Source organism: Sporocytophaga sp. (assembly GCF_017745095.1).
In the GTDB taxonomy this organism is placed as follows: Bacteria; Bacteroidota; Bacteroidia; order Cytophagales; family Cytophagaceae; genus Sporocytophaga.
On record NZ_JAGHZZ010000004.1, the window covers coordinates 1 to 13,157 of the forward strand.

Annotated in this window: 18 protein-coding genes; 11 read left to right on the plus strand and 7 right to left on the minus strand. The window is 31.1% G+C overall.

The annotated features are described in order from the left end of the window. The 7 genes from J7604_RS06995 to J7604_RS07025 form a co-directional block, all read right to left on the minus strand. A partial coding sequence (locus J7604_RS06995) for a hypothetical protein (protein ID WP_293893187.1) occupies positions 1-769 on the minus strand: 769 nt, incomplete at its 3' end. A 35-nt stretch (positions 770-804) separates the two neighbouring features. Continuing rightward, entirely contained in the window at positions 805-1,605 is an 801-nt protein-coding gene (locus J7604_RS07000) for an Abi-alpha family protein (protein WP_293893190.1), read from the minus strand. Between the two features lie 77 nt (positions 1,606-1,682). Next, positions 1,683-1,994 (minus strand): hypothetical protein, encoded by a 312-nt coding sequence (locus J7604_RS07005; protein WP_293893193.1) that lies wholly within the window; start codon positions 1,992-1,994, stop codon positions 1,683-1,685. Positions 1,995-1,996: 2 nt separating this feature from the next. Further along, the gene (locus J7604_RS07010; protein ID WP_293893196.1) at positions 1,997-2,533 is read right to left on the minus strand and encodes a hypothetical protein; all 537 of its coding nucleotides are present in this window, start codon (positions 2,531-2,533) and stop codon (positions 1,997-1,999) included. A gap of 56 nt (positions 2,534-2,589) precedes the next feature. Continuing rightward, on the minus strand, positions 2,590-3,141 hold the full coding sequence (locus J7604_RS07015; RefSeq protein ID WP_293893199.1) for a hypothetical protein: 552 nt from the start codon (positions 3,139-3,141) through the stop codon (positions 2,590-2,592). Continuing rightward, entirely contained in the window at positions 3,123-3,509 is a 387-nt protein-coding gene (locus J7604_RS07020; RefSeq protein WP_293893202.1) for a hypothetical protein, read from the minus strand. The genes J7604_RS07015 and J7604_RS07020 overlap by 19 nt, the downstream gene beginning before the upstream one ends. A 46-nt stretch (positions 3,510-3,555) precedes the next feature. Then, entirely contained in the window at positions 3,556-3,906 is a 351-nt protein-coding gene (locus J7604_RS07025) for a helix-turn-helix transcriptional regulator (RefSeq protein WP_293893205.1), read from the minus strand. A gap of 135 nt (positions 3,907-4,041) precedes the next feature. On the opposite strand from J7604_RS07025, the gene J7604_RS07030 reads away from it, so the two are divergent. The 11 genes from J7604_RS07030 to J7604_RS07080 all read left to right on the plus strand — a co-directional run bounded on the left by J7604_RS07030 (position 4,042) and on the right by J7604_RS07080 (position 13,067). Continuing rightward, positions 4,042-4,626: a T9SS type A sorting domain-containing protein gene (locus J7604_RS07030; protein ID WP_293893208.1), complete on the plus strand. Its 585-nt coding sequence runs from the start codon at positions 4,042-4,044 to the stop codon at positions 4,624-4,626. 4 nt (positions 4,627-4,630) lie between these two features. Beyond that, positions 4,631-5,212, plus strand: coding sequence for a hypothetical protein (locus J7604_RS07035; RefSeq protein ID WP_293893211.1), 582 nt, complete (start codon positions 4,631-4,633; stop codon positions 5,210-5,212). Positions 5,213-5,443: 231 nt separating this feature from the next. Further along, positions 5,444-7,294 carry a DUF4209 domain-containing protein gene (locus J7604_RS07040; RefSeq protein ID WP_293893216.1) on the plus strand — a complete coding sequence of 617 codons (1,851 nt, stop codon included), beginning with the start codon at positions 5,444-5,446 and terminating at the stop codon, positions 7,292-7,294. Positions 7,295-7,501: 207 nt separating this feature from the next. Continuing rightward, positions 7,502-8,359, plus strand: coding sequence for a hypothetical protein (locus J7604_RS07045; RefSeq protein ID WP_293893219.1), 858 nt, complete (start codon positions 7,502-7,504; stop codon positions 8,357-8,359). Between the two features lie 324 nt (positions 8,360-8,683). Beyond that, a complete protein-coding gene (locus J7604_RS07050) occupies positions 8,684-8,914 on the plus strand; it encodes a hypothetical protein (RefSeq protein WP_293893222.1) in 231 nt (76 codons plus the stop codon). Between the two features lie 209 nt (positions 8,915-9,123). Continuing rightward, positions 9,124-9,498 carry a hypothetical protein gene (locus tag J7604_RS07055; RefSeq protein ID WP_293893225.1) on the plus strand — a complete coding sequence of 125 codons (375 nt, stop codon included), beginning with the start codon at positions 9,124-9,126 and terminating at the stop codon, positions 9,496-9,498. A gap of 698 nt (positions 9,499-10,196) precedes the next feature. Continuing rightward, on the plus strand, positions 10,197-10,814 hold the full coding sequence (locus J7604_RS07060) for a M23 family metallopeptidase (RefSeq protein WP_293893228.1): 618 nt from the start codon (positions 10,197-10,199) through the stop codon (positions 10,812-10,814). A 32-nt stretch (positions 10,815-10,846) separates the two neighbouring features. Further along, positions 10,847-11,389, plus strand: coding sequence for a hypothetical protein (locus tag J7604_RS07065; RefSeq protein WP_293893231.1), 543 nt, complete (start codon positions 10,847-10,849; stop codon positions 11,387-11,389). Positions 11,390-11,485: 96 nt separating this feature from the next. Continuing rightward, on the plus strand, positions 11,486-11,917 hold the full coding sequence (locus J7604_RS07070) for a hypothetical protein (protein WP_293893234.1): 432 nt from the start codon (positions 11,486-11,488) through the stop codon (positions 11,915-11,917). 65 nt (positions 11,918-11,982) lie between these two features. After that, positions 11,983-12,537, plus strand: a complete 555-nt coding sequence (locus tag J7604_RS07075) for a GNAT family N-acetyltransferase (protein WP_293893237.1) — start codon at positions 11,983-11,985, stop codon at positions 12,535-12,537. Positions 12,538-12,542: 5 nt separating this feature from the next. Next, positions 12,543-13,067, plus strand: a complete 525-nt coding sequence (locus J7604_RS07080) for a hypothetical protein (RefSeq protein ID WP_293893240.1) — start codon at positions 12,543-12,545, stop codon at positions 13,065-13,067. Positions 13,068-13,157 lie beyond the last annotated feature (90 nt).

The window sequence follows — 13,157 nt, forward strand, 5'->3', positions numbered from 1 at the left end:
ACTTTATATATTGATCATAAATAATCATTGTATCATGAAATTTATCTATCCACTCATCAAAAGACAATGATATTAATTGAGAAGCTGGATCCTTTTTAATATAATTATTCAATTGTATATAGCGAGATGATATTGAGTAATTAGAGTGAGCAATTGAATTTCTTACTTGTGTCAAATAAGCATTTTTAAAAGCCAAATAGATTGATGGTAGATCTTTTTCAATCCTATCTCGAATCTGCAACCTTATTATATCCTGTCTTGTACCTGTTGCACTTGAATCTCTATTACTTTCTGATAACTTAAAATACCAATCATAAGATTCAGATTTTACAAGCCTCACTAATTGATAAAATCTTTTAATAAATGAATCTGCTTCCCATATTTTTAAATATATTAACATTTCAAGTTGAATGGTTGTACCTTCCATTTTTTGAAATTCAAATATTTGCTGCCTCTTTTCAGGAGAAAAATTTAACATTTCTAAGTATTCAGAATGATTAAATTGTGCCAAATGGGTGGTTCTATATTGATGTATGAACTCATAATGGCAGGATTCAGAATGTCCTTCTTTATGCGGTCCTATAGTATAGGGACTTAGTTTTACTCCTAATGTAGTTGAATTCGCTATTTCTTCGTCATAGCAGCCATTTACCAATACTAAAAGTAAATCCCCAGAATGATGCTGTTTTTGAATTATCAAATTAAACAACTTGTCAAATTCCGGCTCTAATTGTTTGGCTTTTTTCTCTAAAATGTCTTTAAAAAGCATTGTTACAAAAAATATAAGTTACCTAATAAGCAATATTAAAGATAGTCGTCAGAATCATCTGTTGAAGTCGGATCATAGGCTAATGAAAAAAAGTCTCTGGCCAATCCATTATATCCTTGACATTTTACGTACAAAATAATTGCTAATGGCGATAATTTTAGTCCAACTTTTAAGCCTTGACTTTTATCTCCATCTTTGAAGAATCCAGATGCCAGTCCGAATCCAGTTTCTATAAGTTGGAGTGATTTCAAATGGTTAATTCCTACATTCAATTTCTCAAAGTTATCCGTTCCCACGATTTTAGAGAATTCTTCCGCAGATATAATTAAGCCTTCCTTAGTTTTAACTATACCTTCTGCTGTGGCTAACTTGGCTGAATTTACTGTAAAATAATTGAGTATTTTGACTTCAGTACTTGTTAGCTGATTTAGTATAGTGGTATAGATAATATTATCATCGTTCTCACTTTCTTTTTGACATGAAGAAGCAAGTAGTCCAGCCCACATATCCTGCAATTCAGTATTCTCCTGCCAAGAACCTTTATCTATGATATCCATTACAACTCGTGGGTGAGCTTTTAGCTGTAACTTATTATCTACAAATTCTAATTTACCTTTAGATTTTTCTATAATCTTAATGATATTATTCAATCTCCAAACTCTTATGTTGTCTGCAAAGTATAGTCCGAATTCCTCAGCAGCTGGTGAGCAAATTTTGGAGATAAATGAAAATGTACCTTTAATTGATTCTTCTGTGACTATTTTGAGTGCTTCTCCATAAGCAGCTGCACCAAAAATGTCACTTATTAAAGGTTTAGAATTATCGTTGTTTGACATATAATCATTAATAGTTTAAAAGGCATGTAATAAAAAAAATCAATAAGTAGCTTTAATGAATTAATGATATTATTACATTAAACTAATTCATTAGCGAATCCAGAAATTGCAGAAATGGAATCTCTGATGACATTTCTGATTTCAGCAGAGTCAATTTTATTCTTTCTTTTGTCGATTGCTTCCAAAGTTGTATATGCTTTTAAAAAGTTTTCCCTACTGGTATTAAGGAACATGCTATTTCTATCTTCATACGTATCCATAACCTTTTTACATGTATCAAAATGAAAAAGTAAATCGCTAAAGGTTTTATCCTTTTCTATCTTTTCTGTTAAGTTAAGTAGAAAATGTTTCTGATAAAAACCTATCTGTGTAAAAAGTGATGCTTGCATAATTATACGGATTTGACTGATTTTTTATGGTCGTTATATTTCTTAAGATATTTAGCGTTCAATTCTACCTTTTCATTATCCGAAAGAATTCCATTTGAAGCTTCACGTTTCGCACCTTCCCATTCCTGCATTAATAGGTATTGAGTTATGGTAATTAGTTCATCAATTTTATCCTTGGGATTTTTATCAAGTGATATACGAATTTCATCAATCAATTGAATGATTTTCGTATCCCAATTACTGTTCTCCGGAGTAAGATGTAGAATGATTAAATATTTTAGCTTATCAGCACTGGCAAGGATTTCAAACTTCTCTGTAGATAACTCTTTACTATTATCTTCCAGTTTTTTATATCGGTCAAACAGACCACAAAATTCGGCAATATTATTTCGCAAGCTTTGAATATATTGAATACGAGTAGCTGTTACGGAATTAACGTAAGTTGATTTCTTGTAATTTCTTCGATTGTCCCATATACTGAATAAACTTGCAGCTGCTGTAAGAATAACACTTATTAAAGTTATGCTTTCAATTGTCATAACGCTTATTATCAAATCGAAAAGTTATTTTAATATTCGTAAACTCTTTGGTTTTGTTACTCTTTGATATTCAAAACATGATTGATAAAATCTTCAATTCTAAATTCAACCTTTTCATCTTTTTCAAAAACTGTATAACTACCTTCAGGATATTCAGATACCCCTGCTATGACTTTTTCTTCTCCTTTATCAAAAATAACAATTTCATAAATCCTCTCAATTCCCATTTGTCTATGAGGATCTATGCTTGATAAATTTATATTAGCTTTTTTGTTCCGATGATTATATTTTACAGAAAATGGAGTTTCTTTCTTCTCTGCTAAGATTTTTTTTAAATAATTAATTGCTGCTTGTGAATTTGCAAAAACTTTATCTTCGGATAACCCTGGAAAATAAAGCCAATCGGAATCAGCTACAATAGAGATTTTACCAGTTATATTTATCTCTATTGTAATTTCAACATTCTTTCTTGTGACGATATCAATAAATGTAGCTTTGGATGAACTATTATTGATTGAATAGTTTTTCCAACTCCTCTTTTGTTCAAGTATAAAATTTGAAACTTCTCTTAAAGAAGTATTATAATCACTCATTTTTTTTCTAACCATATTTCTCCGGATTTACGGTCTTTTATTCTAAAACTGCCATTCTCTTCGATCTCTATTACATTACCTTTTGTTATTATTATATATCCACCAGATTTTCTCTTTTCGATATTATCATCGAAAGCTTTATACATACGATGACTTTTTATTTGTGCAGGATTAATTTCTTTTGGTATACCCGAATAATAATCTTCTACAATTTCAATAGTTTCTTGAATGAATTCCAAAGCTTCATCCCCGTTGGCGAAATTTTCAGCAGATTTTAATAATTCAAGATATATTTTAAGCCTTATTATTTTGTCATAATGAACAGAACAATCTCTTGGAGGAATTGGTGGAATTTTTATTTTGTTTAAATCTTCTAATTTCATTTAATCAATCATGGAAGGGGCTGAGACGCAAATTTTCAATATTCTATTATTTTTGGTTTAATTGTTCAGTGAGGTATTGAATTTTATCTTCCAAAAGTTTTATAGTCTTTTCATAAAGCTCACGTTCTTTTTCCGAGACGAATTGATAATTAACAGAGAAGCTTTTATCATGTGCATTTCCATAATTATTAAAAACATGTTTCTCATCAAAAGACACGACATCTTCGACTTTTAGCCCAAAAACATCAGCAATCTGCTCTAATCTTGAGAATGGTAAATCGACCTCATCACGCTCTATTTTACCATACCCCTGAACTGACATATTCAACTGACCCGCCAAAAACTCTTGAGTGAGATTTTTCAACTCTCTGATTTTCTTGATTTTAAACCCAATCATTGCTAAATATTTTGGGTAATTTATACAGAAAAATCCACATAAAAAAGAGCAAAAAACAACTGTCAGTATAGTATGCTTCTACTCGGCTTTAAGATTTAGTACTCAATATTGCAAATAACTAAACTTTTAAATCTTATGAAAAAATTACTTACTACATTCTCCTTAGTTTTTATCGCATTGGTCACATATGGACAAACATTAAACCCTGAGAAATTATCTTTTGGTTATAAGGCAGGTGAATCTAAAACATTCAGTGTGAACACTTGTTCCACTTGTCCATGGGTGGTTGTTTCAATACCAGAATGGGTGATCGTGGACAACGATGAACCAGTCATTGGGCCTGGCACAATAACAGTAACAACAATACAGGATAATCCTTCCATATTTGAAGCAAGACCGTCTTTCGTTATTATTCAATTAACAGCATTTGATGCATACTTGCCTATCGAACAAGCCCCGGCCCCAGAAGATGTATCCAGTATTTCAGATCAACAATTGACTAAGAATATTTCGATATTTCCAAATCCATCAAATGGTGTAGTAAACATCCAATCTGATACCGATGAAATATCAGTAAAAGTATTCAATCATTTGGGACAAATAATCAGAACTTACAAAAGCTCTTTAAACCATTCTTTTGATTTGCCTAAAGGATTCTACTTGATTGAGTCTACAAATAATTTAGGTTACATGTCAATCAGCAAAATAATTGTAGAATAAAATCATGCATGATAGTGGTAAGGATCTAATACAAGAGATATTGTTGAATGAAGAGTTTGATTGGGGCTTTGCTTTCATCAATTCTAATACTAAAAGGCCTTCTGGAGAAGTTTTATTTATGGTGTCACAGGATCTAAGGAAGCATACAAGTTCCCGGGCTTTTATATTAAAGTCCCGGGAAGCCTTCCATATTCTTGGACAAGTCCAGATTGACCGAAATGATGGTAATTATCTCATAGATTTCGAAAATCTCATTGAATACCAACAAACATGTAATCGAAATGGCATTTTGCGATCAATAGACATAGATAATCCATTCTATAACGTTGAATGGCACTTTACCATTCAACGTTCTTTGTGGTTCTCCATCATGAATGAACTGAAAACTATGACCATCCCGGTACTGCCTACTGGATTAGTTTATTCTGGTGAAGTTTCAAGAACAATGTGGGTAAAAAAAGAGCTTGATTACTTAACGTTCAAATGGACCGGAGATGACGAAAAGTTTGAAAAGGTAACGGACATCATGAACAACATTTTAAATATTGCCTTAAAAAATATTAATACTGCTTACTGGATCAATTAAATAGGGCCATAGTGTCATTTGGAGGGTCTTTAGCTGTTTTAAAAAGTTATTATCAATAATAAATTTCTGAATAATTTGCCTTAAAATTCCTTCCCTAAGTTAATTTTTAGCTTCCTTAAGTTTATTTTTTTATCACTAATTCCTCAAGTCTTTATGTTCAAGATTTTTTTTTATATTAGATATTATCAAGAATTATAGATCTCCTGAACTTAAAGGAAAAAGGGACAAGTTATGGAAGAGGAAGAAAATATTAATATAGAGCAATTCAAATCAATTGATGAATTATACTCATTTATCGAATCAAATATTACTAATGATGATTGCATTGATTTATGGGTAAAATACAGAGATAAAACGACTATAGAAGATGAGAAGTTAAAAGCCCAATGGGAAATTAATTGCTTATGTTTTGATGTAACAAGCGACAATTTGTTTCCAATGACTTATTCATTAGATAATGGCACTGAAAGAGCAAAAAAGTCTTCCGATCTGAATGATTTACAAATACAGATTATAGAATATGTAAAAGAGAGAGCGAGTGCTTGTAAACATACATTGCTTAAAGCGAAATTTAACCATATTTTATGGAAGTGTCCTCCAGGTGTAAAGAATAATAATTATGGCTTGATCGCCATTTCTAATTACATCGACTCAATTAAACTATATTGTGAATTATATAAAACCCATAAGGATAAAGAAACACCGTTTAAAATCTTAAAACAATATGAATTTTTAGTTAAGCTCAGTGAAGAAATAAGATCGGACAGAACTCCTTTAATGAACCTCACCAATTTCCTCCTATTTCAATACGATGAGTTTGAATTTTATGCTCGACATAATATTTTAAATACAATGATTGGCTCAAAACTATTTAAGCCAAAAGACTTTGAAAACACTTTGACCTTTTTTGATGAATTCCTTTTAACAAAGAAGGGGCCAAGTGATGACTTCCTTCTTACTAATCATTATTTACCCACCGCTCTTAACATTGCAATTAGAATTCAAGCAGATGTAAAAAAATGGCACAATGAAAAGGGCCTTGCTTATTTGAGACTGGCAGAAAACGAAATTAAAGAAGATAGATATTGGATCAAACAAAAGTTTCATCAGAATGCCATAGATTCTTTTAGCCGATCTGGAAATGAAGAATTGAAAAGCAAAGCAGAACAGCTATATGCCGATTTGAAACCTAAAGTAAAACTTAATAAGGTTAGAGTTCCGCTTAGTAACACGGATCAAAATTATTTAAAGGAATATCATGACCAGATAAGAAAAATGACGCAAGAAATTCTTAAAAAACAACCCAATGAAATATATAACATAATTTCATCGGGATATTTTTTTCCTAAAAAGAAAGACATCTTAAAGACCAAAGAAAATAAAGAAACATCATTTGGGGATTTTGCAACAATAATTAGTTTTGATAAGAATAAAAATATATCTAATAACTTAGGTGAAAAAGATGATATAGAAACTTATAGAATCTTTAGTTCATATGTTAACATTAGTTTATTACCCTACCTGCATAGTATCATAATTACAGGCATTAAATCTGGCATATTAACTCTTGAGAATTTCCTTCTTTATATTACTAAGCATTCTTGGATGGGTAAACCCTATAGCAAATATGATTTGGGTGGAAACGAAGAATGTATTAATTGGGTAGAACTGATAGCCCCTTCAATAGCAGATTTTTTCCGTCAAATTCAGAACTCAGATAATAATAATTATGAGCCGAATTTTATATTATGTATGGATAGCCTATCGCTTAAAATGGAAGGCCTATTTAGGGATTTTTGTGATCGAATCAATACACCAACAAGTGTTAGCAGACCCAAAGGAATGCAAGAGGCTTACATTCATGATATTTTGGAGTATGAAATACTAAAACAGTATTTCAATGAAGACGATCTTTTGTTCTTTAAATATCTATTTTCAAATACGGGAGGGTTAAATTTAAGAAATAATGTGGCTCATTGTTTTTACAAAAGCAAAGACTATGATATATCTAAAATGCTTTTACTACTTTCTGTTTTGCTCAGGTTAGCTAAATTTGATTATAAGACAGAGATGAAGAAATAACATTTAAATGTTTAGGCATCTACAATAAATATATTTCATTTAGATGCCTAAAGTGGAGAATTGACTAATATATTATTGTACTTTAATATCCTTAAGCCAAGGGTGATTTTTGATATATTGTATAAAAGAAACTATCAGGGTTTATAATAAATTACGTTAAATCGCTTTGATGTCTTAAGCTTCATTCCTGGATTAAGGCATAATTTTATGATGAAAATAATATTAACAATCTTATTGTTTATTTTTACTCTTCTAGGAGTAAGTGGACAAACACCAGTAACGGACCTATATGGATTCAGCCTTGGCCAATACAGAGAAACTGCAACTAATGAATTTGGAAAGCCCATAGAACAAGGAAAATTTAAAGATGGTTATGAATACGAAGTTTTTCTTTTAAATCCTGATTCAAGTTTGTATCTGGTTATTGAATATGCAGCAAACCATACAGATGTCATTTGGTCTATTCAAATCTCTGGAAGTAACGCGACAAAAGATATTGGATTTAAGGGATTAAGGCTTGGAGCTGATAAGAAGGAAGTTGAACGGGTAATAGGTAAGCCCGAAGCAAAGGAAAATATTGGAGAGTATGGAGAAAATTGGAATTATGAAAAAGCTAATTATTCTATAGAGATTTCTAAAAGCGGAAAACTTTCAAGTGCAAAAATTAAGAACAACTTTTTAGATAATAAACCTGACGTAAAGAAATTGCCCAAATTTGAAAATATTATATCTATAATGTCTTCATCAAATAATGCTGAAATCGCAAGTATTTTAGCTCCAGGTGTTGAGATCTATTATAAGGATAAAACGTGGTTTTTGGGCAAATCAATAAAAAATGAAATTAATACTGATTACTCAAAAGTATTTCAAACCATTCGAGAGATTAGTGATGGGTTAAATCAAATCAATACATCTGATATTAATTCTTATGAAGAGAATATGCGTCTGGCAATGGGACAAAATCCTAAACATGTTGTCAAAATTAAAACAGGGCATAAGATAAAGGAAATAGTATTTGATTATATAAATGGACAATATCTGATTTGGGAAATCAATGCAAAATAAAAGAATGGTCATAGTGGTGTCCTTTAATGACATATTTCTATATACTTTTACCTTTTCACTGATTTTTCTTACAAACGTGGTAAGTTTAATTTCGGAGGCTGAATTGATAATGTAACTATAGTTTTGGAAGGGGGTAAAACCAACTAAATTTCTTATTCGAGCAAGGAGCAGGCATGTGAATCCATACATAACGCTACTTTGACAATAAATATATTCTCTGGTGCCTATTTTATGAGCCCACTAAGAATTAAGTCTATGGGTGAACAAGATAAGATTTTATTTTCTCGCACGTTTAGTGATAAAATGTCATTAGACTGTTTCTATATGAAAAGTAGGAAAATATTATTTAGCCTTATTGGAATGTTGTTTTTGTTAAATTCATGCACCACAACTACTGTTGTTTTGACAAAGCCAAATGGCAAAGTGCCACCTGGACAAATGAAAAAGTATACAGGCGCAAAATCAGCTAAAGCATATGCCCCAGGTCAACAGAATAAAGCCGGAGGTCCTCCTACCAATAATTCACATGCTCCCGGGCAGAAGAAGAAAAAGTAAGTTCAGTTGATTGCTAATTTAAGCGAAGGTACAGATACACGTTAATTTTTAGGTGTGGCGCTTATTCGCCACACTTTTTTATTTATTTTTTTTAGTTCATGCATAATAACTATTTTGGAATGTCATTCATCAAACCCATAACGATTATCCTTCATTCTTTATAGAGGTTTTGAGATAGATAATATTTATTGAATAATTTTTTTTAACCTATGATTTACAGACAAATTGTTGACGATCTCCTGAATTCTTATAATGAAATCAGATATGTAGCTATCTATGATGATAATGAATTGACTTCAAAACAACGCAATTCCATTTTTAACAATTCATCAGCTGATACAGATAGATACGAGGAACTATTAGTAAATCCAGTAATTTTAACTGCTGCAAGGCAGCGCGGCAATATTGATTGTGGTGGACTTAATTTTATAGTAATAGCATATGGAAATTTCTTCCAGCTGATTAAAGAAACTTCATTCGGACATATATCGATCTGTTTGGAAAAACAGACAAACTTAGCTCAGTTGCCCGAAGAAATTTTTGACTTCTTAAAGTCTAAGTATGCTGAATTATTTAAAAATTAAACACTTTCTCTCTGTATTCATCACATTTTTAATTTCAAGAGCAATGATTCAAAAGTTAGTACAAGTGGATAGTCAGGTTACACCATACGGATGACATTTTAAATATAAATGGTTTGAACTATTACTGATTGGTATAATTATGGTAATCTTGACTGAATTGATTTTTAGTATTAGAAGGAGAATAATTTTTAAGAGACGAAGTGAATATAAGTGAGAAACATCGGATTATGATTATGATTATGGATGCATTTTATTACTACTCTCTTTACGTTGCGGCTAAGTTTCTTGGTGATTAATTTGAGTAACCTCGCGATACTCATCCCCATTCTGTTTTTTGCTATCTTTGAATGGTTAATCAATGCTGTAATTAATGAGTAAAATTATGAATGAGAGAATTCTGCTGGGAATTAAATTGATAGCGTCTCATATTCTGTTAGTAATTGGTTTGATTTTAATGTCAAATAACAACAAAGGAGTACTCTTTATATCTTTTATCTATTAGTCAAATTGTTTTAATTATCCTTTTCCTGTCAGGTTATTGGGAATTTTTTGGAAATAAATTCAAAATAGCATTTGCTGCTTGTTTAGAATTGATAATAATACTTTCATTGGTTAGGAGTGAAGACATTTCTCTTGTGGGAACAAACAAGATTGTCTTAATCTTGTTTTTGGTAATACTTTTTTATTTGATTTATCAATTGGCAAAAATACTTGTCGTAATTTTTGAACAGGCAAGCCATTCAGTTGAAATAGAATTTCCCTTAAAAAATGGATTGTATTTAATCACAGATGGAGGAAATTCAAAGACTAGCCGTTTAATGAATTATCACTATTTTTCGCCCACACATAAGAGAAACAAGACAAACAGATCAATGCTATATGCGACTGATGTGGTAAAACTTTCAAAAAATCAGAAGCATTTTCTGCCAAGTCAAAATTCTGATTATCCAATATTCGGTGAAAGTGTATATAGTCCAATGGGCGGTACTGTTTTTAAAGTAGTAGATGGAGTTTTCGATAATGAACCATATTCAGGTAATTATCCATACAATACTGGCAATACGATTGTTGTACGTCAAAACAATTACTACTTTTTGTTAGGACACTTAAAGTTTAACAGTATTAAAGTCAAAGAGGGTGATAAGGTTCATAAAGGTCAGGTAATTGCTGAAATCGGGAATTCAGGTTGGACAGAACGACCTCATTTGCATATGCAACTTATGGAATCAGATAATGAAAATTATTGGTACGGATTGGGCATTCCAATAAAATTTAACAAAAAGAATTTATATAAGAATCGGTTGGTAAAGGTTTAATGTATTAGCAAACCTTTAAGAATTGATTGATTATGTTAATTAGTTTGTCAGCTAGAATAAAGGATAAGAGAGTCGACAAGATTGCAATAAAGCAAGGGTATAAGGACTATGAAGTATTTTATAGTCCATTATCAATCTGGCTGTTTTTTACTTTTTATATATTGATGTTAAGTCTTTCCCTTGCACTTGCATTTCTTGAATATTGGTGCTATTGGCCAGGTTACTTGGTGCCAGGGTATTTAATTTCCGCGTATCGTAACAATAGCTTTATACTCACCGAAGATGAATTGGTAGTGATTAATCCTAATTTTCCATTTAGGAATTTAAGGTGTTATAAAATTGAATGCATACAAAAGGTAAAAATTGACAAGAATAAATGGTTTTATTTTTTAATAATGTTCATTGAATTTGAGAATAATTATGTTCAAATAAATTCAGAGGGGAAAAGAAAAACCTATTATTGTAATGGATTAAATATTGATGCCTATGATGAGAATTTTACAGGGAAAACTCTTGATGATTTTTCACATAGCTTGACAAAGAAGAATATTCAAGTTGATTTTAATTTTGATTAAAAAATATTTATAAACAAGTACTGGCCGACGTACAATTGCAGGATAAATTGGTACAATAGCAATGTGTTTATTCAGTAGCATTAAAAAACTAACCCAATGACCTACTACCATAAAGATTGGAATTTATATGTTGCAAATCTACTGATGAAAGAAACTATAGAAGATTCAAACGGAAGTATTCTAAATGAATCTTTTTTCATCTTAATTGAATTGTTTCAGTTTGAAAATCCGGAAGTGGCTTATTTGGAAATAGTCAGGTTGATAGAAAGCAATGTATATTCAGATAGATACCGTGATAAGGGTAATATAGTTGAACTTAAATGTATTGGACTAAATGAATTAGATTTACTTCAAACAAATATTGATGATATTAAATCCAAGTTACGGGATAAGGACTCTAATGGAATTACTATTACTGGTATAGGTATTGATAAATTTAATAGGATGACGAGTCCTTCAATCAAAAGGAAGGAAGAATTGAAGTTGTTTGATAAGTATTACAATTATAGAAGTGATGGCGAATACTAGTCTACTTTTATCAAAGGCTGAGCTAATTTTACATCTAAGGTGCTTCACTAAAAAGAAATACGGTAATGAAAATAATTTTAGAAACGGAAAGATTTATTATAAGAGAAATACTTCTAACAGATGTAGATGGGATGTATGATCTTCACTCGGATCCTGAAGTGCATAAATATTTGGGGAATAGTACGATAACAGATAAAAAGAAGATAGTGGATGTGATCAACTATGTCAGGAGACAATACGTTGACACAGGAGTGGGGCGCTGGGCAATCATTGATAAAAACACTAATGAATTTGTAGGTTGGACTGGACTTGAATTAGTAACTGAAGAAATGAACAAGCATATCAACTACTACGACCTCGGTTATAGATTAATAAAACGATATTGGGGACAAGGCATCGCGACAGAAACTGCTTTTGCTTCATTGGAGTATGCTTTTAATAAACTTAATGCAGACGATGTTTATGCCAGAGTTGATTGCGATAATGTTGGTTCAAATAAGGTATTGACAAAGGTGGGGCTTAGGTTTATTGAAGAGTTTGACCTCCATGGAGTTAAGCATAATTGGTATAAAATTGACAAAGGGGAGTTTAAAAAGACTAGCTCTAATACTTTTATTTAAAATTCATGAAGACTTTTATTCTAATATTTTTTATAAAATTCTCAGTTACCGCTTTTGGACAAGGAAATAAGGATTCAACTTCTACTAGAGCTGTGGGAGTGCGATTAAGTTATACTTATTCGAAGTTGCAATTTATTGATGGAGGCATTTGCATAGGTAAAATAATTCCCGTCAGAGAAATGATAGGAATTATAGGATATCGTGATGCTTTTGCTAACATTGGATATGGATGGACAAAGAATAATACAGTTATGACTGCAAAAGTGGGGTACGAATTTATGACTCTTTTGCCAGGTGCTAGAATTAGCTTACTTAATGTAACAGACTTTAAGCGTAATCAGATTGGAGTACTACCAGAAATAGGATTGTCATATAATAGTATTTTTTATGTTATGTATGGTTATAACTTTAATTTGAGCGGGCATAATATCTTTAATGCTAAAGGACATCAGATTAACCTAGGATTGAATTTTCCACTATTCGTTGAAAATGGGTTTATATGGAATAATAAGGGAAAAGGTAAACAATAAATAATCTGTGGTTTCTGCCTAGAATATATATAGTCTCAAGTATAAAGAAACCTACTATTATATATATTAGTCACAATTTGTTCCATTTGA